The 21,688-nt window shown below is 73.1% G+C and carries 17 protein-coding genes; 10 read left to right on the plus strand and 7 right to left on the minus strand.

Annotated elements, in window-relative coordinates:
• Window positions 1–40 precede the first annotated feature (40 nt).
• The 4 genes from ilvD to PSQ21_RS13900 all read right to left on the minus strand — a co-directional run bounded on the left by ilvD (window position 41) and on the right by PSQ21_RS13900 (window position 4,651).
• Complete coding sequence (gene ilvD / locus PSQ21_RS13885) at window positions 41–1,891, minus strand: dihydroxy-acid dehydratase (RefSeq protein ID WP_274030817.1); 1,851 nt, start codon at window positions 1,889–1,891, stop codon at window positions 41–43.
• A gap of 148 nt (window positions 1,892–2,039) precedes the next feature.
• Window positions 2,040–2,657: a TetR/AcrR family transcriptional regulator gene (locus PSQ21_RS13890; protein ID WP_274030818.1), complete on the minus strand. Its 618-nt coding sequence runs from the start codon at window positions 2,655–2,657 to the stop codon at window positions 2,040–2,042.
• Complete coding sequence (locus PSQ21_RS13895; RefSeq protein WP_274035759.1) at window positions 2,654–3,487, minus strand: sugar phosphate isomerase/epimerase family protein; 834 nt, start codon at window positions 3,485–3,487, stop codon at window positions 2,654–2,656. Before PSQ21_RS13895 ends, PSQ21_RS13890 begins: the two co-directional genes overlap by 4 nt.
• 213 nt (window positions 3,488–3,700) lie before the next feature.
• The gene (locus PSQ21_RS13900; RefSeq protein WP_274030819.1) at window positions 3,701–4,651 is read right to left on the minus strand and encodes a Ppx/GppA phosphatase family protein; all 951 of its coding nucleotides are present in this window, start codon (window positions 4,649–4,651) and stop codon (window positions 3,701–3,703) included.
• 84 nt (window positions 4,652–4,735) lie between these two features.
• Here PSQ21_RS13900 and PSQ21_RS13905 point away from each other — a divergent pair, with 84 nt between their 5' ends.
• Entirely contained in the window at window positions 4,736–5,593 is an 858-nt protein-coding gene (locus tag PSQ21_RS13905; RefSeq protein ID WP_274030820.1) for a hypothetical protein, read from the plus strand.
• 71 nt (window positions 5,594–5,664) lie between these two features.
• Here PSQ21_RS13905 and PSQ21_RS13910 read toward each other — a convergent pair whose 3' ends face one another.
• On the minus strand, window positions 5,665–7,539 hold the full coding sequence (locus PSQ21_RS13910; protein WP_274030821.1) for a BACON domain-containing protein: 1,875 nt from the start codon (window positions 7,537–7,539) through the stop codon (window positions 5,665–5,667).
• Between the two features lie 209 nt (window positions 7,540–7,748).
• On the opposite strand from PSQ21_RS13910, the gene radA reads away from it, so the two are divergent.
• Window positions 7,749–9,161: a DNA repair protein RadA gene (gene radA, locus PSQ21_RS13915; protein WP_274030822.1), complete on the plus strand. Its 1,413-nt coding sequence runs from the start codon at window positions 7,749–7,751 to the stop codon at window positions 9,159–9,161.
• A 79-nt stretch (window positions 9,162–9,240) separates the two neighbouring features.
• On the plus strand, window positions 9,241–10,365 hold the full coding sequence (gene disA / locus PSQ21_RS13920) for a DNA integrity scanning diadenylate cyclase DisA (protein ID WP_007456913.1): 1,125 nt from the start codon (window positions 9,241–9,243) through the stop codon (window positions 10,363–10,365).
• Between the two features lie 295 nt (window positions 10,366–10,660).
• Here disA and PSQ21_RS13925 read toward each other — a convergent pair whose 3' ends face one another.
• Window positions 10,661–11,401: a hypothetical protein gene (locus tag PSQ21_RS13925; RefSeq protein ID WP_274035761.1), complete on the minus strand. Its 741-nt coding sequence runs from the start codon at window positions 11,399–11,401 to the stop codon at window positions 10,661–10,663.
• Window positions 11,402–11,713: 312 nt separating this feature from the next.
• Between PSQ21_RS13925 and PSQ21_RS13930 the strand changes: the two genes are divergently transcribed.
• From PSQ21_RS13930 to cseC, 5 genes are all read left to right on the plus strand, one after another.
• Window positions 11,714–12,619, plus strand: a complete 906-nt coding sequence (locus PSQ21_RS13930; RefSeq protein ID WP_032793704.1) for an A/G-specific adenine glycosylase — start codon at window positions 11,714–11,716, stop codon at window positions 12,617–12,619.
• Between the two features lie 246 nt (window positions 12,620–12,865).
• On the plus strand, window positions 12,866–13,537 hold the full coding sequence (locus PSQ21_RS13935; RefSeq protein WP_274030823.1) for a SigE family RNA polymerase sigma factor: 672 nt from the start codon (window positions 12,866–12,868) through the stop codon (window positions 13,535–13,537).
• Between the two features lie 176 nt (window positions 13,538–13,713).
• Window positions 13,714–14,391: a hypothetical protein gene (locus PSQ21_RS13940; RefSeq protein ID WP_274030824.1), complete on the plus strand. Its 678-nt coding sequence runs from the start codon at window positions 13,714–13,716 to the stop codon at window positions 14,389–14,391.
• A gap of 124 nt (window positions 14,392–14,515) precedes the next feature.
• A complete protein-coding gene (cseB, locus tag PSQ21_RS13945) occupies window positions 14,516–15,229 on the plus strand; it encodes a two-component system response regulator CseB (RefSeq protein WP_274030825.1) in 714 nt (237 codons plus the stop codon).
• Between the two features lie 37 nt (window positions 15,230–15,266).
• Window positions 15,267–16,604 carry a two-component system sensor histidine kinase CseC gene (gene cseC, locus PSQ21_RS13950; RefSeq protein ID WP_274030826.1) on the plus strand — a complete coding sequence of 446 codons (1,338 nt, stop codon included), beginning with the start codon at window positions 15,267–15,269 and terminating at the stop codon, window positions 16,602–16,604.
• Window positions 16,605–16,841: 237 nt separating this feature from the next.
• On the opposite strand, the gene PSQ21_RS13955 is transcribed toward cseC, so the two are convergent.
• On the minus strand, window positions 16,842–17,558 hold the full coding sequence (locus PSQ21_RS13955; RefSeq protein ID WP_274030827.1) for a M23 family metallopeptidase: 717 nt from the start codon (window positions 17,556–17,558) through the stop codon (window positions 16,842–16,844).
• A gap of 457 nt (window positions 17,559–18,015) precedes the next feature.
• Between PSQ21_RS13955 and PSQ21_RS13960 the strand changes: the two genes are divergently transcribed.
• Together PSQ21_RS13960 and PSQ21_RS13965 are read left to right on the plus strand one after the other, a co-directional pair.
• Entirely contained in the window at window positions 18,016–18,372 is a 357-nt protein-coding gene (locus PSQ21_RS13960; RefSeq protein ID WP_274030828.1) for a trypco2 family protein, read from the plus strand.
• A gap of 5 nt (window positions 18,373–18,377) precedes the next feature.
• The gene (locus PSQ21_RS13965) at window positions 18,378–21,623 is read left to right on the plus strand and encodes an NACHT domain-containing protein (RefSeq protein WP_443334421.1); all 3,246 of its coding nucleotides are present in this window, start codon (window positions 18,378–18,380) and stop codon (window positions 21,621–21,623) included.
• The last annotated feature ends 65 nt before the right edge of the window (window positions 21,624–21,688 follow it).

The following is a 21,688-nucleotide window of genomic DNA, read 5'->3' on the forward strand; positions in this document are numbered from 1 at the left end:
ACGTCAGCCCAGCTTCGAGCCGAGCCCCTGCGCGGGAACGTCAGCCCAGCTTCGAGACGTCCCTGACCGCGCCGCGGTCCGCGCTCGTGGCCATCGCCGCGTAGGCGCGCAGCGCGGCCGAGACCTTGCGGTCGCGGTTCTTCGGGGCGTACACGCCGTTCAGCGCCTCGCGGCGGGTGGCCAGTACGGCGTCGTCGACGAGGAGTTCGATGGAGCGGTTCGGGATGTCGATGCGGATCCGGTCGCCGTTCTCGACGAGCGCGATGGTGCCGCCGGAGGCCGCCTCGGGCGAGGCGTGGCCGATGGAGAGGCCCGACGTACCGCCGGAGAAGCGGCCGTCGGTGACCAGGGCGCAGACCTTGCCCAGGCCCCGGCCCTTGAGGAAGGAGGTGGGGTAGAGCATCTCCTGCATGCCGGGGCCGCCGCGCGGGCCCTCGTAGCGGATGACGACGACGTCGCCCGGCTCGATCTCCTTGCGGAGGATCTTGTCGACGGCCTCGTCCTGCGACTCGCAGACGACGGCCGGGCCCTCGAAGGTCCAGATCGACTCGTCGACGCCGGCCGTCTTCACGACACAGCCGTCCACGGCGAGGTTGCCCTTGAGGACGGCGAGGCCGCCGTCCTTGGAGTAGGCGTGCTCGACGTCGCGGATGCAGCCGCCCGCCGCGTCCAGGTCGAGGGTGTCCCACCGCTCGGACTGGGAGAAGGCGGTCGCGGAGCGGACGCAGCCGGGGGCGGCGTGCCACAGCTCGATGGCCTCGGGGGACGGGGAGCCGCCGCGCACGTCCCAGTTCTTCAGCCACTCGGCGAGGGTGTCGGAGTGCACGGAGTGGACGTCCTCGTTGAGCAGGCCGCCGCGGTGGAGCTCGCCGAGGAGGGCGGGGATGCCGCCGGCCCGGTGGACGTCCTCCATGTAGTACGTGCCGCCGGGGGCGACGTTGGGGGCGACCTTGGAGAGGCAGGGGACCCGGCGCGAGACCTCGTTGATGTCGTCGAGGTCGTACGCCAGCTCCGCTTCCTCGGCGGCGGCCAGCAGGTGCAGGATCGTGTTGGTCGAGCCGCCCATGGCGATGTCCAGCGCCATGGCGTTGTCGAACGCGGCGCGGGTGCCGATGGCGCGCGGCAGGACCGTCTCGTCGTCCTGCTCGTAGTAGCGCCTGGTGATCTCGACGACCGTGCGGCCGGCCGCCTCGTACAGCCCCTTGCGGGCGGTGTGCGTGGCGAGGACCGAGCCGTTGCCGGGGAGGGAGAGGCCGAGGACCTCGGTCAGGCAGTTCATCGAGTTGGCGGTGAACATGCCGGAACAGCTGCCGCAGGTGGGGCAGGCGTTCTCCTCGATGCGGAGGATGTCCTCGTCCGAGACGGACTCGTCGACCGCGTCGCTGATCGCGTTGACCAGGTCGAGTTTGCGGACCGTGCCGTCGACGAGGGTGGCCTTGCCGGCCTCCATCGGGCCGCCGGAGACGAAGACGGTCGGGATGTTGAGGCGCATGGCGGCCATCAGCATGCCCGGGGTGATCTTGTCGCAGTTGGAGATGCAGATCAGCGCGTCCGCGCAGTGCGCCTCGACCATGTACTCCACGGAGTCGGCGATCAGGTCGCGGGAGGGCAGGCTGTAGAGCATGCCGCCGTGGCCCATCGCGATGCCGTCGTCCACGGCGATGGTGTTGAACTCGCGCGGCACCGCGCCCGCCGCCAGGATCGCCTCGGAGACGATCCGGCCGACCGGGGCGAGGTGGGTGTGGCCGGGGACGAACTCGGTGAACGAGTTGGCGACCGCGATGATCGGCTTGCCGATGTCCGCGCTCGCTACGCCCGACGCGCGCATAAGGGCGCGCGCGCCCGCCATGTTGCGTCCGTGGGTGACCGTGCGGGACCTCAGCTGCGGCATCGTCGCTCGCTCCTTCGGCAGAGAAGACTGCCTTGCGCGTTCGGGCGGGAAAGACTGCCTTCGAGCGTACGCCCCGGATCCAAGATCTGGACAGCCTGTCCGGAATGCGGGACATGGTGGTCGGTGGGTGGGTGGCCCTCGCCGGGGTTCAGCGCTCGCCCAAGTATCGCTGGAGCGCGGGGGCGACCATCGCCACGATGTCCTCCGGGTCGGCGGAGGCGAGCGGCTCGGCGCGGATCATGTACCGGAGCATCGCGATGCCGATCATGTGCGAGGCGGCCAGCTCGGCGCGGAACGTCGCGTCCGGAACGTCCAGTTCCGCCGCGATCCGCTCCAGCAGCCGGCGCAGGACGAATTCGCCCAGCACCTTCGCCGCCGCCTCGTGGGTCAGCGCGGAGCGGAGGATCGCGAGCAGGGGGGAGCGGGTGGCCGGGTCCTCCCACACGGAGAGGAAGAAGCGCGCCAGCCGCTCCCCCAGGCCCTCCGGCGGACCGCCGAGAACGGTGTGGACGACCAGGGCGGGTTCGAAGGTGACCTCGACGGCGGCGGCGAAGACCTCGTCCTTCGTACCGAAGTAGTGGTGGACGAGGGCGGCGTCGACCCCGGCGGACTTGGCGATGCCCCGGATCGAGGTCCTGTCGTAGCCGCGCTCGGCGAACTCCGTACGGGCCGCCTCCAGGATGCGCGTACGGGCGTCGGGGCCCCCGGACGCGGCCTCCCGGGAGGGGCGGCCCCGGCGGCGCGGGGCGGGAGCGGCCTCGGTCACGGGCGGTGGATCTTCGGGAGCGGGTCGTCGGCGGTGGTCGTGGTCGCCAGGTGGAGGCGGGTGAAGGCCAGCGCCTCCGCGAGGTCGGCCTCGCGTTCGGCGGAGGACATCGCGCGGCGGGTGTTGACCTCGATGACGACGTGGCCGTCGAAGCCCGTACGGGCGAGGCGCTCCAGCAGTTCCGCGCACGGCTGGTCGCCCCGGCCGGGCACCAGGTGCTCGTCCTTGGCCGAACCCTTGCCGTCGGCGAGGTGGACGTGGGCGAGCCGGTCGCCCATCCGGTCCACCATGGCGAGCGCCTCGGTGCGGGCGGTCGCGGTGTGCGAGAGGTCGACCGTGAAGTGCCGGTAGTCGTCGTTGGTGACGTCCCAGTCGGGGGCGTACGCGAGCATCTCGCGGTCCCGGTAGCGCCAGGGGTACATGTTCTCGACGGCGAACCGGACGTCCGTCTCCTGAGCCATCCGCCAGATCCCGGTCACGAAGTCCCGGGCGTAGTTGCGCTGCCACCGGAACGGCGGGTGCACCACGACGGTGGAGGCCCCGAGCTTCTCGGCGGCGGCCCTGGCCCGCTGGAGCTTGACCCAGGGGTCGGTGGACCAGACGCGCTGGGTGATCAGGAGGCAGGGGGCGTGCACCGCGAGGATCGGGACCCGGTGGTAGTCGGAGAGCCGGCGCAGGGCTTCGATGTCCTGGCTGACGGGGTCGGTCCAGACCATGACCTCGACGCCGTCGTAGCCCAGGCGCGCGGCGATCTCGAAGGCCGTCGCGGTGGACTCGGGGTAGACCGAGGCCGTTGACAGGGCGACCTTCGCATCGGGGATGCGCACCACTGGTTCTGCCACCTGGACAGCCTACGGGCACCGGTGCGCCACGCCGAGGGCTCCTGGCGGAAAGTGAGCAGGACCATGGGCTTGTGACCGTACGTCACCGGGGCGGCGCGGTCCGTCCGCCGTACGTCACCGGGGCGATGCGGCCCGGAGCCCACCGCCGTACGTCACCGGGGCGGCGCGACCCGGAATCCACCGCCGTACGGCCGCCGTACGTCACCGGGGCAGGGCGGCGCGTTCCACGGGGAGGTGATCCAGGCGGCGCAGGATGACGCCCTCGCGCAGGGCCCAGGGGCAGATCTCCAGCTCCTCGACGCCGAAGAGGTCCATCGCGCCCTCGGCCACCAGGGCCCCGGCGAGCAGCTGGGCTGCCCGGCCCTCGGAGACCCCGGGGAGCCGGCCGCGCTCCTCGACCGTCATCGCCGCCAGCTTGGGCACCCAGTCCTCCAGCGCCTTGCGGCTCAGCGAGCGCTGGACGTACAGGCCCTCGGTGGAGCGGGCGGCGCCGGCGATGCGGGCGAGCTGCTTGAAGGTCTTGGAGGTGGCGACGACGTGGTCGGGGCGGCCGGCCCGGCTGAACTCGCCCACCGTCCGCGCGATGCTGGCCCGGACGTGCCGGCGCAACGCCCTGACCTGATCGGGGCCGGCCGGGTCGTCCGGCAGCCAGGCGCCGGTGAGGCGGCCCGCGCCGAGCGGCAGGGAGACGGCGGTGTCCGGTTCCTCGTCGATGCCGAAGGCGATCTCCAGGGAGCCGCCGCCGATGTCGAGGACGAGCAGCTTCCCCGCCGACCAGCCGAACCAGCGGCGGGCGGCCAGGAAGGTCAGCCGGGCCTCCTCCTCGCCGCTGAGGACCGCGAGGTCGACGCCGGTCTCGACCCGTACGCGCTCCAGGACGAGGTCCGCGTTGGTCGCCTCGCGCACGGCGGAGGTGGCGAAGGCCAGCACGTCCTCGCACCCCTTGTCCTCGGCGGCCTGGACCGCGCCGGCGATCGTCGCGACGAGCCGGTCCACGCCGAGGGGGCCGATGGCGCCGCCCTCGTCGAGGAGTTCGGCGAGCCGCAGCTCCGCCTTGTGCGAGTGCGCGGGCAGCGGGCGGGCGCCGGGGTGGGCGTCGACCACCAGCAGATGAACCGTGTTCGATCCCACGTCGAGGACTCCGAGTCTCATGGGGGAACGCTACTGCGCCATCGGACGAGTCCGACCGGCGCATGGGGGCGCCCCCCATGCGCCGGTCGGACTTACGCTGTCCGCGTGCCAAAGACGAAAAAGGCTAAGCAGGACAAAGCCACGAAGAAGCAGAAGTCGAACAAGCAGACCGCACAGGCGGGGGCGGTCGGACCGGTCCCGTCCGACGAGAAGGGCATCGACTTCGCGCGGGCCTGGGTGGAGTTCCCCGACCCGGCCGACGAGGAGCAGGTCTTCCGCTGCGACCTGACCTGGCTGACCTCCCGGTGGACCTGCATCTTCGGCAGCGGCTGCCAGGGCATCCAGGCGGGCCGCGCGGACGACGGCTGCTGCACGCTGGGCGCGCACTTCTCCGACGAGGACGACGAGAAGCGGGTCGCCGGGCACGTGGCGCGGCTCACTCCCGAGCTGTGGCAGTTCCACGACGTCGGCGCGGAGTCGGGCTGGGTCGGCGTCGACGAGGACGGCGAACGCCAGACGCGCCGCTGGGAAGGCTCCTGCATCTTCCAGAACCGGCCCGGCTTCCCCGCCGGGGCGGGCTGCTCGCTGCACATCCTGGCGCTGCGGGAGGGCAAGGAGCCCCTGGAGACCAAGCCGGACGTGTGCTGGCAGCTGCCGGTGCGGCGGACGTACGACTGGATCGACCGGCCCGACGACACGCGGGTGCTCCAGGTGACGATCGGTGAGTACGACCGGCGGGGCTGGGGCCCGGGCGGTCACGACCTGCACTGGTGGTGCACCTCGGCCACCTCGGCGCACGGGGCCGGCGACCCGGTGTACGTGACCTACCGCCCGGAGCTGATCGAGCTGATGGGCAAGGAGGGGTACGACCGGCTGGTCGAACTCTGCGAGGAACGGCTGTCCTCGCTGCTGCCGATGGCCCCCCACCCGGCGGACCCGCTCCCCGCGTCGAAGAAGAGCTGAGGCGCGGGTCGAAGAAGCGCTGAGGCGCACCGGGGCGGCGAGACCGGCTTACGGGACCGGCCGGCGGACCCTCAGCCCGCCGGTTCCGGGGCGGAGGGGCCCGGGTCGGTCGGGGCCGGTTCCGTGGGGCTCGGGCCGGTCGGGCTCGGTGTCGGTCCGGGTGGCTCCGTGGGTTCGGGCGGATCGGTGGGCTCCGGCGGATCGGTGGGGTCGGTCGGGCCCGGTCCGGGGCCGGTGGGGCCAGGGTCGGTCGGGCCCGGATCGGTGGGGCCCGGATCTGTCGGGCCGGGATCCGTGGCGCCGGGGTCCGTGGGGCGGGGGAAGTCTGTCCCGGGGCGCGTGGGGCGCGGGCCGCCCGTCGTGGGGGCGGTGACCCCGTGACCGTCGATGAGCACGGCGGAACCCGAGGGCGTCAGCGTGATCCGGGCCCGCCACGGGCCGCCCGGCTGGGCGTCCCGGATCACCGAGACCGCGATGGTGGTGCTCTGCCCGGCCGCGAGCGTGCCGGACGTACGGCTGAGGCGCAGCCACGGGGCGTCCGTCGCCGCCGACCACCTGACCGGCCCGCGGCCGGCGGCGGTCAGGGTGAGCGTCGTGACGGCCCCGGAGGTCCGGGCCGTCACCGCGAGCCGGGCGTCGCCGTGCCGCGTGCCGCCGGTGCTGACGACCTCGGCGGTGACGTCCGGGACGCGGGCCCCGAAGCGGTTGCCGGGGCGGCCGTCGCCGGTGTTCTCGTAGGGGGTGTGGGGGGCGCCGCTCGTACCGCCCGCGCCGTCCATCTCCGTGGCGCTGACCGAGGAGCCTTCGTGGCCCTCGCCGGTCTGGGGCGCTCCCCGGTACGCGGCCCACAGGGCGATCACGGGGGCGGCGACCACCGTCGCGACGACCGTGGTCGTGACGACCCGGGCGCGCAGCCGGTCCCGGCGGGCGGCCTGGTCCTTGGGGTCGAGCGGATACCCGGCCCGGTCGAGACGCGGGCCCACGGTGCGGGAACGCCGGGCCTGGGCCAGCGCGACGTACACGGAGGGGCGGGGGGCCTCGACGACGGCCAGGGCGGCGACCGGGGCCAGGGCCGCTCCGGGCCAGGGCCCCGCGGCATCGGCCCGCTCCGCGGCGCGGCGGCAGCGGGGGCAGTCGTCGACGTGCCGGACGAGATCGCGGCGCAGGGCGGCGGAGAGCAGCACCCGGTGGTCGCCGGTGAGCCGGGCGACGGTGGGACAGTCGCCGGTCTCGACGACGGCGAGCGCCGCGCGGGTGCGCTCCACCTCGCAGGCAGCACCGGCCAGCAGCTCCCGGGCGTTGGCCGGTTCCAGGCCGAGCACGGCGGCGACGGCGCGCGGGGCGAGCCGGTGGCGTACGGCCAGTTCGAGGGCTTCGCGCTGCTCCGGGGTGGTGCCCGCGGCCTCGGGCCAGGCGAGCGTGGCGAGCTCCCGGCGGCGGGCTTCGGCGGCCGGCGACTCGAAGGGGGCGGGCGTGACGGCGTCCTCGGGGGTGGCGGGCAAGGCGTGCTCCGGCGTGCGCCGGGCGGTGTGCGCCCCCTGGTGCCGGGGCGAGGCGGAGGCCCCGGAGCCCTTCCGCGTGGCGGACGCCTTGGCCGTGCGGGGCGGCTTGACCGTCTCGGAGGGGCGGCGGTGGGCCTGGTGCCCGCGCCGCCGCTCGGCGAGCCTGCGCAGGCAGGTCCAGCGGGCCAGCGCGTACAGCCAGGATGTACGTTCCTCCTCGCCCGTGGGCCCCCGGGCGTCCTGCCGGTCCGCGACCGCCAGGACGGCGCCGAGCGCCTCGACGGCCGCGTCGTGGTCGCAGAGCACGGAGAGGCAGTAAGTGAAGAGTCCGTCGAGATACGGCTCGTACCGTGCGGGCGGCCGCTGTGCCGGGGCGTGGGGTGTTCGGCGGTGCGCCCGGTGTGCGCCGGTGGTGTGCGTCGGGGTCTCCAGCCTGCTGCTCATCACCCGGCGACCGTAGGCAAAGGAGCACATGCCCCAAGTACCCCTGGAGCACATTTAATCCTTACGGGTGAACGTATCCCTCGAAAGAGGACAGGGATCATGAATTTCGCACGAAGTGCTCCGGAGTGCTTCCGTGCGCCCTGCGCGCGGCAGGGCCCGCACGCCGCCGCCCGGGAGGCGTTGTCGTACCCCACCTATACGGTGGCGCCATGGCTGCCCGTACGAAATCCGCGAAGGACCGGCCGTCCTACCGCTGTACCGAATGCGGCTGGACCACCGCCAAGTGGCTCGGCCGTTGTCCCGAGTGCCAGGCGTGGGGGACGGTCGAGGAGTTCGGCGGCGCCCCCGCCGTGCGCACGACGGCGGCGGGCCGGGTATCCACCGCCGCCCTGCCGATCGGCCAGGTCGACAGCCGGACGGCCACGGCCCGCTCCACCGGTGTCGGCGAGCTGGACCGGGTGCTGGGCGGGGGGCTCGTGCCGGGCGCGGTCGTGCTGCTGGCGGGCGAGCCGGGGGTCGGCAAGTCGACGCTGCTGCTGGACGTGGCGGCCAAGGCGGCGAGCGACGACCACCGCACGCTCTATGTGACCGCCGAGGAGTCCGCCAGCCAGGTCCGGCTGCGGGCCGACCGGATCAAGGCGATCAACGACCACCTCTACCTCGCGGCGGAGACCGATCTGTCGGCGGTGCTCGCGCATCTGGACGAGGTCAAGCCGTCGCTGCTGGTCCTGGACTCGGTGCAGACGGTCGCCTCGCCCGAGATCGACGGCGCGCCCGGCGGGATGGCCCAGGTCCGGGAGGTCGCCGGGGCGCTGATCCGGGCCTCCAAGGAGCGCGGGATGGCCACGCTGCTCGTCGGCCACGTCACGAAGGACGGCGCGATCGCCGGGCCCCGGCTGCTGGAGCACCTGGTGGACGTCGTGCTGTCCTTCGAGGGCGACCGCCATGCCCGGCTGCGTCTGGTGCGCGGCGTCAAGAACCGTTACGGGGCGACCGACGAGGTCGGCTGCTTCGAGCTGCACGACGAGGGCATCACCGGCCTCGCCGACCCCTCGGGACTCTTCCTGACCCGCCGCGACGTGGCCGTGCCGGGCACCTGCCTGACGGTGACGCTGGAGGGCAAGCGACCGCTGGTCGCCGAGGTGCAGGCGCTCACCGTCGACTCGCAGATCCCCTCGCCCCGGCGCACGACCTCCGGTCTGGAGACCTCCCGGGTCTCGATGATGCTCGCCGTGCTGGAGCAGCGCGGCCGGATCAGCGCGCTCGGCAAGCGGGACATCTACAGCGCGACGGTGGGCGGCGTGAAGCTCACCGAGCCCGCCGCTGACCTGGCGATCGCGCTCGCGCTGGCCAGCGCGGCCAGCGACACCCCGCTCCCGAAGAACCTGGTCGCGATCGGTGAGGTGGGGCTCGCGGGCGAGGTCAGGAGGGTCACCGGGGTGCAGCGCAGACTGGCCGAGGCACACCGTCTGGGCTTCACCCACGCACTCGTTCCGACCGACCCGGGGAGAGTCCCGGCCGGTATGAAGGTCACCGAAGTCGCCGACATGGGCGACGCTCTGCGGGTCCTCCCGCGCCGGTCTCGTCAGGAGGCACCACAGGAGGAGAGCGCACGCCGGTAGACTTTGCCCTGGTCTCGCCCGCCCGTGGACACGGCATGGGGGACGCAAGGGCACCGCAACCTGTGACCGGAGGAGTGCAGTGGCAGCCAACGACCGGGCGACAACGCCCGGAAAGTCCGGCCAAGGCACCGGTAACGAGGCGCTGATGCGCGCCTCGTTGAGCGCGGTCGCGCCCGGAATGGCCCTGCGGGACGGCCTGGAGCGCATTCTCCGCGGCAATACCGGTGGGCTGATCGTGCTGGGCATGGACAAGACCGTCGAGTCCATGTGCACCGGCGGATTCGTCCTGGACGTGGAGTTCACGGCGACGCGCCTGCGCGAGCTGTGCAAGCTCGACGGGGCGCTGATCCTCGACAAGGACATGACCAAGATCCTGAGGGCCGGTGTGCAGCTGGTCCCCGACGCCTCGATCCACACGGAGGAGACGGGCACCCGGCACCGTACGGCGGACCGGGTCTCCAAGGCGTGCGGCTTCCCCGTCGTCTCGGTCTCCCAGTCGATGCGTCTGATCGCGCTGTACGTGGACGGGGAGCGCCGGGTCCTGGAGGAGTCCTCCGCGATCCTGTCCCGGGCCAATCAGGCGCTCGCCACGCTGGAGCGGTACAAACTGCGCCTCGACGAGGTGGCGGGCACGCTGTCCGCGCTGGAGATCGAGGACCTGGTCACCGTCCGGGACGTGACGGCGGTGGCGCAGCGGCTGGAGATGGTGCGGCGGATCGCCACGGAGATCGCGGAGTACGTGGTCGAGCTCGGCACCGACGGACGGCTGCTCTCGCTCCAGCTGGACGAGCTGATCGCCGGGGTGGAGCCGGAGCGGGAGCTGGTCGTCCGGGACTATGTCCCCGAGCCGACGGCGAAGCGGTCGCGCACGGTGGCCGAGGCGCTGACCGAGCTGGACGCGCTGAGCCACACGGAGCTGCTGGAACTGGCGGTGGTGGCGCGGGCGCTGGGCTACAGCGGTTCGCCCGAGACGCTGGACTCGGCGGTGTCGCCGCGGGGCTTCCGGCTGCTGGCGAAGGTGCCGCGGCTGCCGGGGGCGATCATCGAGCGGCTGGTGGAGCACTTCGGCGGTCTGCAGAAGCTGCTGGCGGCGAGCGTGGACGACCTCCAGACGGTGGACGGCGTCGGCGAGGCGCGGGCGCGCAGCGTGCGGGAGGGGCTTTCGCGGCTGGCGGAGTCGTCGATCCTGGAGCGGTACGTCTGAGGTCGGCCGCGGGTGAGGGCGTCCGGGTGGGCGCCCTCTTTTGCGTGCCGCCCGGCCCGTCCGGCGTTTGAGGACGGAACCCTGCGCAGCGTCCAGCCCGCCAGGCGCTTGAGGGCTGAGCCCGGACCACCTCCAGCCCGTCCGGCGTTTGAGGACGGAACCCTGCTGCCCGGTGGGCGGTGCTCGTACGGGCTGGCCCGGACCCATGAGTGCCCTCGCTCGTCCACGTGGACGGTTCCGTCCTCGAACGCCGGACGGGCTCAAGTGGTCGCCGGACGGGCTGAGCGCGGGTCCGTCAGTCCTTGGCCAGGACGAACGAGGCTCGCTGGACCGGTTCGCCGGGGACCTTCGCCTCCAGGAGGTACGTTCCCGGGCCGGCCTTGCCCGCCGGAGGGGTCGCGCAGCCGGGGGCGGACAGCGTGCGGTTCCAGTCGACCGTGTGGATCACCGTCGCACCCGCCGGGACCTTCAGGAACAGCGGGCCGGTCGCGGCCGGGCAGTCCTTCGAGGACCAGACCGGGTCGTCGTCCTCGCCACCCGCCTCGGTGACCGTGAGCACCGCGCTCTTCGGCCCGAAGTCGGCCTTGCACGTGGCCGACGAGGTGTTCTTCGCGATCAGTTCGAACTTCGGCTTGTCGTCGGGGCCGTAACTGACCTTCGTCCGCAGGCTCAACCGCACCGCGGCGGGCTCGCACTCCGGGAGCGGGGAGCCGGCCGGGACCTGCCGGCCCGCCGTGCCTCCGCCGCCGGCGTCCGAACCGGTCGTGCCCGCACCGCCTGTTGACGCCCCGTCGGACGAACCGCCGTCACTCGCGCCCCCGTCGGAGCCGCCCGACCCGGCCGAACCGGCCGAGCCCCCGGAGCCGCCGTCCTCACCCGAGCCCGACTCGTCACGGCCGCCCGGCTGTTGGCTGATCGCGGGGCCCGAGCCCGACGGCCCGGGAGTGATCGACTCGACCGGGTCGGAGCCGCCGGACTTGCCGTCGTCCCGGCTCTCCCCACCGCCCGTCGAGGTCACACCCCAGGCGATCAGCACGGCGAGCAGCGCAACCAGAAGTCCCGCTACCGCCCTTCGTCGCCAGTAGATGCTGGAGGGAAGCGGACCGACCGGATTGCGCATAGATCCCACGGCCCGAACTCTACGAGAGATCCGGGCCGTCTCAGGCCCCACCCGCCGCTCCGGCCGCAAGTTTTGCCGATCATCATCACGGGGATCCGGTCACCACCACAGGTATCCGGCCACAAGGGACAGAACGGGTGGCGTTGTCACCCCCTGGGCCGCCGTGTGGGCCGACACTCTCGCGCCCGTGACCGCCGCTCCCTCTTCCGTGCCAGGATCGTCGGTGCGATGACTGCCATGACTTCGACACAGACGCCCCCCGCCGCCTCCCTCCACACCCCCGTCATCGGGTGGTTCGAGCAGCATGCCCGCGATCTGCCCTGGCGCCGCCCCGAAGCGGGCGCCTGGGGTGTGATGGTCAGCGAGTTCATGCTGCAGCAGACCCCGGTGAGCCGGGTCCTCCCGGTGTACGAACAGTGGCTCGCCCGCTGGCCCCGCCCCGCCGACCTCGCCGCCGAGGCGCCCGGGGAGGCGGTCCGCGCCTGGGGCCGGCTCGGCTACCCGCGCCGCGCGCTGCGCCTGCACGGGGCCGCGCAGGCGATAACGGAACGGCACGGCGGCGATGTGCCGAGCGAGCACGCCCAGCTGCTGGCGTTGCCCGGGATCGGCGAGTACACGGCGGCGGCCGTGGCCTCGTTCGCGTACGGACAGCGGCACGCGGTGCTCGACACGAACGTCCGCCGGGTGTTCGCCCGCGCCGCGTCCGGGGTCCAGTACCCGCCGAACGCGACCACGGCCGCCGAGCGCAAGCTCGCGCGGGCGCTGCTGCCCGAGGAGGACGAGCGGGCGGCGCGCTGGGCGGCGGCCACGATGGAGCTGGGCGCCCTCGTGTGCACCGCGCGCAACGAGGACTGCGACCGGTGCCCCATCGCCTCGCGGTGTGCCTGGCGGCTGGCCGGGAAGCCCGCGCACCAGGGGCCGCCGCGCAAGGGCCAGACGTACGCCGGAACCGACCGCCAGGTACGCGGGCGGCTGCTGGCGGTGTTGCGGGACTCGGTGAGCCCCGTGGCCCAGGCCGCGCTGGACGCGGTGTGGGAGGAGCCGGTGCAGCGGGCCCGTGCGCTGGACGGGCTGGTGGCCGACGGGCTGGTCGAGCCGCTGGCCGACGGCCGGTACCGGCTGCCGCTGACCTGACGCCCCGCCCCATCCCGACTCGCCCCGCCCGGCCCGCCCCGAATCCGCAGCCCCGGCCCCGGTCCTCGGGAAACGTCTTCTCCCGCACTGTTACACAACCGATGGACAGCCGTGCACCGGCCTACGGCTGCTCCGCACATCGCCGTGACAACGCCTCCGTAGCGTCTCCGACAGCAGGACGGCCGGACCGCGGAACACCCGCGGCCCGGCAGCGGCACGGGGATTTCGGGGACGGAGGCGGTTGTCATGGCGCAGGGCGAGGTGCTCGCGTTCGAGGACTACGTACGCACACGACAGGAGGCGCTGCTGCGCAGCGCGCGCCGTCTGGTTCCCGACCCGGTGGATGCCCAGGACCTGCTGCAGACCGCCCTGGCGCGCACCTACGGCCGCTGGGACGGCATCGCCGACAAGTCCCTGGCCGACGCCTATCTGCGCCGCGTCATGATCAACACCCGTACGGAGTGGTGGCGGGCGCGCAAGCTCGAAGAGGTCCCGACCGAGCAGCTGCCCGACGCGAGTGTCGAGGACGGCAGCGAGCAGCACGCCGACCGCGCCCTGCTGATGGACATCCTGGGCATTCTGGCTCCCAAGCAGCGCAGCGTCGTCGTGCTGCGACACTGGGAGCAGATGAGCACGGAGGAGACGGCCGCGGCGCTCGGCATGTCGGCCGGTACGGTCAAGAGCACGCTGCACCGGGCCCTGGCACGACTGCGCCAGGAGCTGGAGAGCCGTGAGCTGGTCAGCCGCGAGGCGGTCGCCCGGGAGACCGGGAGCCACCGGGGCGCGGCGCCGGCCACCTCCACCCGTGTCCCCGCACAGCGGTCGCCCGTGACGACGGTGCCGGGGGCGAGGGCACACACACCGGCGCAGCGGAACGGGCGTCACGACGAGCGGGGGATGGAGCGGTGCGCGGCCTGAGCGGCAGCAGCGGCGGCGGGGGCGGCTTCGGGGACGTGTCCCCGGGCGGCCCTTCCGGGAGCGGCCCTGCCTCAAGTGATCCCTCCTTGAGCGGCCGCTCCCCGAGGGGTTCCGGGGGCTCGGACGACGGGGACGCCCCGGGCAGATCAGGCCGGGGCCGGGGGCTCCGGAGCGGTATGGCGGCGAGTGGCACGGCCTTGGCCGGACTCGTCGCCTTCGGGCTGTTCGGCGTCGGCTGCACCACCGGCGGCACCGGCACCCGGGACGAGGGCCCCGCCGGCAGTCAGCCGGTCGCCCAGATCACCCCCCATGCCAGCCCTTCCGGCACGACCCCGCCCGTCAGGCGGGTCGACGCCGTGCGGCTCCTCAAGGGCGACCCCAAGGTGGGCGAGCAGGTCAGGGACGGGCTCAAGCCCTGCGCGGGCAAGGCCTATCCGGTCGACACCTCCTACGGGTCGATGACGGGCGGCCGGACCGCCGACGTGGTGGTCAACGTGATGAGCTGCGCCGACTCGGTGGGCGTCGGAACGTACGTGTACCGGGCGGACGACGACGGCTCGTACGAGAACGTCTTCGTGGCCGAGGTCCCCGCCGTCTACGGAACGATCGACCGGGGCGACCTGGTGGTGACGACCCAGGTCTACGGGTCGAAGGATCCGCTGGCGTACCCGTCGGGCTCGGAGGTGGTCACCTACCGTTGGGCGAGCGACCGGTTCACCGAGCACGACCGGGTGCACAACGACTTCAGCCGTGCCGTCGAGGGCACGGACGGCGATCTGCCGGTGCAGTCCGAGCCGGTGGAGCCGGTGGAACCGGTTCCGTCGGACACGCCGGTGGAGCAGGGCAGGAATTGAGACCGGACAGGAACGACGTCGACCGGTGGAACAGGACAGGAACGACGTCGTACCGGTGGATCCGGGGCAGGAACGAAGCCGTGCCGGTGGAACCGGGCAGGAACCGAAAGCGAGAAGCAGCCCCATGGCCGAGACCCACGTCCTCTTCGTCGAGGACGACGACGTCATCCGCGAGGCCACCCAGCTGGCTCTGGAGCGGGTCGGCTTCACGGTCACCGCGATGCCCGACGGACTCTCCGGTCTGGAGGCGTTCCGGGCCGACCGGCCGGACATCGCCCTGCTCGACGTGATGGTGCCGGGCCTGGACGGGGTGAGCCTGTGCCGCCGTATCCGGGACGAGTCGACCGTCCCGGTGATCATGCTCTCCGCGCGGGCCGACTCGATCGATGTGGTGCTGGGCCTGGAGGCCGGGGCGGACGACTACGTCACCAAACCCTTCGACGGCGCGGTCCTGGTCGCCCGCATCCGGGCGGTGCTGCGCCGCTTCGGTCACGCGGCCGGGCCGGACGGGCCGGGCCAGGGCGGGGCGGACGGGGACGCCGAGGCGTTCGGCGGGGTGCTGGTCTTCGGCGATCTCGAGGTCGACACGGACGGTATGGAGGTGCGGCGCGCCGGTGAGCAGGTGGCGCTGACGCCCACCGAGATGCGGCTGCTGCTGGAGTTCTCGTCCGCGCCGGGCACCGTCCTGTCCCGCGACAAGCTCCTGGAGCGGGTCTGGGACTACGGCTGGGGCGGCGACACCCGGGTCGTGGACGTCCACGTCCAGCGGCTGCGCACCAAGATCGGGCAGGACCGGATCGACACGGTCCGCGGCTTCGGCTACAAGCTGCGCGGATGAGGCGGCCCGCGAGGACGGATCGGCCGGTGGGACGCGCGTGAAGCGACTGGCCCTGCGGACCGGAGTCCGCTGGAAGATCAGCATCGCCATCGCGGCGGTCGGCGCGCTCGTCGCGGTGGCGCTGAGCCTCGTGGTGCACAACGCGGCCCGCGTCTCGATGATCGAGAACGCCCGCGAGGTGCAGCTGGAGCGGCTGCTGGGCGCCCAACGCTTCTACGAGGCGACGAACATGCAGAAGGGCGGGCCGAAGTTCGGGGCGAAGCTCAACGACCCGACGATCCCGCCGAGCCTGCGCGACGAGGTCCGCAAGAACCGGCGGGCCACCCATGTGACGCAGCGCCCCGACGGGGTCCCCGAGGTCTGGGCGGCGGTACCCCTGGCGGGCGGGGACGTGCTCTCGCTGCACTCCCGGTTCGCGGACCGCTCCGCCACGATCATGGACGATCTGGACCGGGCCCTGCTCATCGGCTCGGTCTCGGTGGTCTTCGGCGGCTGCGCGCTCGGGGTCCTCATCGGCGGCCAGCTCTCGCGCCGGCTGCGCAAGGCGGCGGCAGCAGCGGGCCGGGTCGCCGAGGGGCAGACGGATGTGCGGGTCAGGGAGGCCGTCGGCGGGGTCGTCCGCGACGAGACCGACGAACTGGCGCGGGCGGTCGACGCGCTGACCGACGCGCTGAACGAGCGGATCGAGGCGGAGCGCCGGGTCACCGCGGACATCGCCCATGAGCTGCGTACGCCGGTGACCGGGCTGCTCACGGCGGCCGAGCTGCTGCCGCCGGGCCGCCCCACCGAGCTGGTACGGGACCGGGCGCAGGCGATGCGGACGCTGGTCGAGGACGTGCTGGAGGTGGCCCGCCTGGACAGCGCCTCGGAGCGGGCGGAGCTCCAGGAGCTGCCGCTCGGCGAGTTCGTCAGCCGTCGGATCGGGCTGCTGAACCCCGAGGTGACCGTGCGGGTGGTGCACGAGTCGTGGGTCTCCACCGATCCGCGCCGGCTGGAGCGCATCCTCGGCAATCTGCTGGGGAACGCGGCCAAGCACGGCTCGACCCCGGTGGAGGTCACGGTCGAGGGCCGGGTGGTGCGGGTCCGGGACCACGGTCCGGGGTTCCCGGAGGAGCTGCTGCGGGACGGGCCGAGCCGGTTCCGTACCGGAAGCATGGACCGGGCCGGGCACGGGCACGGTCTCGGCCTGACGATCGCGGCGGGCCAGGCGAGGGTGCTGGGGGCCCGGCTGACCTTCCGCAACGCGGCGCCCTCGGGCGCGGCGGAGGGCACGGGCGGGGCGATCGCGGTGCTGTGGCTGCCGGAGCACGCGCCGACGGTCACCGGGAGCTTCCCGGTGCTGCGGATGGTGGACCAGCGGCACACGTCGGAGTGAGCCGAGGGCCTGCCGGGCGGGGCAACGCCGACGGCGACCCCGAGGAGTGAGCCGTGAGGCTGTCCTCGACGTCGCCGTCGGTCGGGTGACCCGGGCGCACGCCCCGGGTACCGGGGTGTAGCGGGTCCACTGAACGCTCTTCGGTTGTGCCGCGCGGCTGCCGGGCTCCGGCCGCTGCCATGCTCCGGCCACTGCCGGGTTACGGCGGGACCGCGCGGTCAGGGGGTGTCCGGTGGATCAGATGGAGACGTGCACCGAGCGGAGGAACGCGGCCGGGTTCAGCGCCGAGCCGTAGTTCGGGGTGGTGCGGATCTCGAAGTGCAGGTGCGGGCCGCTGGAGTTTCCGGTGTTGCCGGACAGGGCGATCTTCTGGCCCGTCTTCACGGTCTGGCCGACCTTCACGTTGACCTTCGACAGGTGCGCGTACTGCGAGTACTTGCCGTTGGCGTGCTTGACCACGACGGCGTTGCCGTACGCGGGGCCGTCGCCGGCGCCGTTCGGGCCGGCCTTCACGACGGTGCCCTTGTGGACAGCCACGACGTCGGTGCCGACCGGCACGGCGAAGTCCTGGCCGGAGTGCTTGGCGGCCCAGCGGGCGCCGCCGGTGCCGTAGCTGGCGCTCAGCGTGTACTTCTTGACCGGGGACTTCCAGGAGGCGGCGTTCTTCTTCGCGGCCTTCTTCTTGTCCTCGGCCTTCTTCTTCGCGTCGGAGGCCTTCTTCGCGGACGCCTTCTTGGCTGCCTCGGCGGCCTTGCCCTGCGCGGTCGCCTGCTGGGCGACCGAGTCGGCGGCCGCGGCGGCGGCGAGGGGAGCGGCAGCGGCTTCACCGCCGCTGGACGCGAACGCCGATCCGGCACCCAGCACCACGGACGCCCCCAGGCCGGCGGCCAGGACGGCGCCACGGACGCGGAAGGCGGACGGGCGGATGGAGTGCTGGTTCGTTGCGCGCTTCATACGAGGAAGTCCTCCGAAGGTGAGTGGACCCGGCGTGCTGTCCGGGCTTGCTCCACCTTGGTAACCCGCACCCCCGCCGGTGCTCAAACACCCCATCTACGAAGAAAAGCCGTAGAGGGGGCCGGGGGAATTCATCGCGCTTGCCCCCGGCGGAGGAGCCGGCCCGGGCCGCGAAATCCTTCGGACGGAAGACGTTTAACGCCTGCTCCATGGGCGCTTTTCCGGACATGGCACCGCGAAAGGGCCGTATCGCCCATGGCCTCGGAACGACCCGCAGCCGCAGGGCCTTAGGTCCCGCGGCCGATCACGGCCCCCTCCCCTAGCCCGGGTAGTAGGCCTGTTTCGGCCTGTGCGCCTTGTCACCGCCGGTGGGACCCAGGTCCGTCCGATTCGGGACCTTCGGCCCGCTGCTTCACTACGCTGACGGGAAAGCGGCATCGCACCCCCGGGGGACCCCATGACGGCCGAGAACACCCACGCGCTGGACGGCATCGAGCTCGCCGATGCCGTCGCGTCCATCCGCGACCAGCTCATCGAAGCGGCGACCCGGGCCACGGACCACCCGGTCTCCTTCGCGGTCGGCGACATCCAGATGGAGTTCACCCTCGAACTGCGCCGGGAGGCCAAGGCGGGCGGCAAGGTGAAGGCCTGGGTGGTCGAGGCGGGCGCGGACGCGGCCCGCGCCACGGGCCGCACGCACAAGGTGGCCTTCACCCTGACCCCGCGCAACGCCGCGACGGGCGAGGCGTGGGAGATCGGGACGGAGGACGACGGGTCGACGGCGGGGTTCGGTGACGGGGCGGCGCGGCCGTGAGCACGGTGGCGCCGGGCGACCGCACGGTGGTCGTCTCCGGAATCCAGCAGGGCAGCGGCGTGCTGCTCACCGACCGGCTGGTCCTGACCTGCGCCCATGTGGTCAAGTCCGGGGCCGTCCTGATCGCCCACCCCGCCCTCCCGGACCGCGTACGGGCCACCGTCGCCTGGATCGACTACCGCCTGGACGTGGCGCTCCTCCAGGCCATCGAGCCGGTGTGGCCCGTTCCTCCCGTACGGCTCGGCGTGGTCGACACCCGCCAGGCGATACCGGGGTGCGAGATCACCGGCTTCCCGCGCGTCCAGCGCTACGGCCGCGACCAGCGTCTGGAGGCGGACCAGTACACGGCGACGGTGCTGCCCCTGGCGGGCCGGGTCCGCGACCTGCTGGTCTGCGATCTGGACGGGCCGCCCGCCCCGCACCCGGACGACCAGCCGGCCGCGCTGTCCGGGCTCTCCGGCGGCCCCGTCTTCATGGGGGACGTGCTCCTGGGCGTCGCCCGGCAGGTCCCGCGGCAGCGCGACGGCCGCCGGGTCGAGTGCGTCCCGCTCGCCCCCGTCCTGGCGGCCAGACCCTTCCGCCTCGTCTACCGGCGGACCGGAATCGACCTGCGCCAGGAACGCGTCCACGGCAGCTTCCCGCGCGACCTGCGCTACGAGGCGGAGTACGCGCAGGCGCTCGGCGTCGCCTACCGCCGTACGAAGATCTTCGGCCTGGACGAGCTGAGCCGGCACGACGCCGAGTGGGACCTGGACACCGCCTACCTCAGCCTGGAGGCCCAGGCGCAGGACCGCGCCGTTCCCGGCCCGCCCGCCGCCCACGCCCCGCCCCTCCCCCAGCGCGTCGACGCCCTCCTCGCCGACCGGCCCCGGGTCCTGCTGCGCGGCGAGGCGGGCGCCGGCAAGACGACGCTGCTGTGGTGGCTGGCCGCCCACGCCTCGGCCCGGACCCTGGCCGACGCGCTGGCCCCGCTGAACGGCCTGATCCCCTTCGTGGTGCCCCTGCGCACGCTGCGCGCCCGCGGCGGTACGTTCCCGGGCCCGGCGGAGCTGTCGGGTGCGGCGGGTCTGGTGATCGACGCGGCCCCGGAGGGCTGGGCGGGCCGGGTCCTGGAGTCCGGGCGGGCGCTCCTGCTGGTGGACGGCCTGGACGAGGTGCCGCCGGAGGACCGCGAGCAGGCGCACACCTGGCTCGCGCAGCTGCTGGCCCGCTACCCGGACACCCGGTGCGTCGCGACCGTACGCCCGCTCGCCGTCGAGCCGGACTGGCTGCGCTCCGAAGGCTTCGCGGAGTTACGTCTGCTGCCGATGCGGAACGAGGACATCCAGGCGTTCGTGGCCTCCTGGCACCGGGCCGCCCTGCTGTCGGAGCCGGACGACCGCGCCCGGCTGGACGAACTCGAGCACGGCCTGTCCCGCCAGTTCGACCAGAACGCCACGCTCCGGGACCTGGCCCGTACGCCGTTGCTCTGCGCGGTGGTCTGCGCCCTGCACCGCAGCCGCGACGGATTCCTCCCGGAGACCCGCTGGCAGCTGTACCGCTCGGCGCTGGAGATGCTGCTGGGCCACCGCGACCGCCGCCGCCGGATCGGTGAACCGGAGGGCATCGAGCTGGACGTCGAGGAATCCACCCAGCTCCTCCAGCGGATCGCGGTGTGGCTGGTCCGGGAGGGCCAGTCGGAGTTCACCCGCGAGCAGGCGCTGCGCCAACTCGGCCGTGCGCTGGCGGGGATGGAACGGGTGCGGGCCCAGGGCCCGCCGGAGAGGATCCTGACCCACCTGCTCAACCGCAGCGGTCTGCTTCAGGAACGCACCGACGACACCTACCAGTTCATCCACCGCACCTTCCAGGACTACCTGGCCGCGAAGGAACTCGTCGAGGACGAGCACCTCAACGAGCTGCTGCGGCACGCGGACGAGGAGTCCTGGCAGGACGTGATCCTGCTGGCGGCGGGGCATTGCGGCAGGCGCGAACTCGCGCTGCTGGTGGACGGGTTGCTGGACGCGGGGCTGAAGCAAGCGGAGGTCTCCGTCGAGCGGAGCACCCTCCATGTCCTCGCGGCGCTGTGCGAGCAACACGCGACCTGGCTGGACGGCGCGGTACGGGACCGGGTCCACCACAGTACGGCGGCGCTTTTCCCGCCCGCCGACGCGGACCAGGCGGCCGTCCTGTCCCGGCTCGGGGCGGCGGCCCTGGACCACCTGCCGGACCCGGAGAGCGTGCCGGCGGACAGCCCGGGCGCCCATCACGTATTCCGCCTGCTCCGCCACATCGGCGGCGCCGAGGCCATCCGGCACGTCCGCGCGTGGCTCACCGCGCACCCCGCGCTGTTCAGCGACTGCGCCGCCCTGTGGAGCACCTTTCCACCGGAGGCCTACGCCCGTGAGGTCCTCGCCCGTCACGACCTCTCGAAACGCTTCGTGCTCGTCGACCGGGGCCGACTCGACGCCCTGCCCCACCTGCCGTCCGTGGAACAACTCGTCCTGTTCGGTGATCTGACCGATGAGGAGGTGCGCCCCGCCCTGGCCGGGACCCGTCTGAGGCGTCTGCGTCTCCACGCGAACTCCCTGTTCGCGGACGTCTCCCTGGTGGGCTCCCAGGCGGACACGCTCCGCTACCTCGGTCTCATCCAATGTCCCGCGGTCGAGGACCTGACGCCGCTCGGCGCGTTGCCCTCCCTCACCGATCTCGCGGTGGACCTGGTACATCGATCGGCCGGTCTGCTCGCTCCCGTGGCGGACGTGCCCGGCCTCACCTACCTGAACGTCGCCGGATTCGACCCGGCCGAGTGGGACGAGCTGCCGGTCCTCCCGGGCCTGGCGCAGCTCTGCGTCAGCAGTGACCAGCCCCTGTCCGTGCGGGGGCTCGGGGCCTGGAAGTCGCTCACCGCGCTGCGTGTCACGGAGGTCGCGTCACTCGGCGACATGCTGGCGGAACTCCGTGCGAACCCCCACATCACCCTGTTCGAGCTCCGGCCGTTCCCCTTCCCGGCATCGGCCGCCCTCGAACCGGTCCTCTCGGTCAAGGAGCTCGAGATCGATACGTTCCGGGACGCCGAGCAGGCGGACCTGCTGCACCGGCTCTTTCCCGGACTCACCACGCTGACGCTGAACGCTCCGGCGGGCACGGCGGAACTGGACCTCACGCCCCTGCTCTCCTGGACCGGTCTCCGGGTGAACGTCTACAGACGCGTCGGCACGCGTCTGGTGGGCGGCGAGGCGCTGGGAGACCGGCTCCGCATCCGTATCTGACGCAAAGGGGCTGCCCCGGACCGGTACGGATACCGGTTCCGGGGCAGCCCCTTCACACACGCTCG

This window comes from Streptomyces sp. MMBL 11-1, assembly GCF_028622875.1.
Taxonomy (GTDB): domain Bacteria; phylum Actinomycetota; class Actinomycetes; order Streptomycetales; family Streptomycetaceae; genus Streptomyces.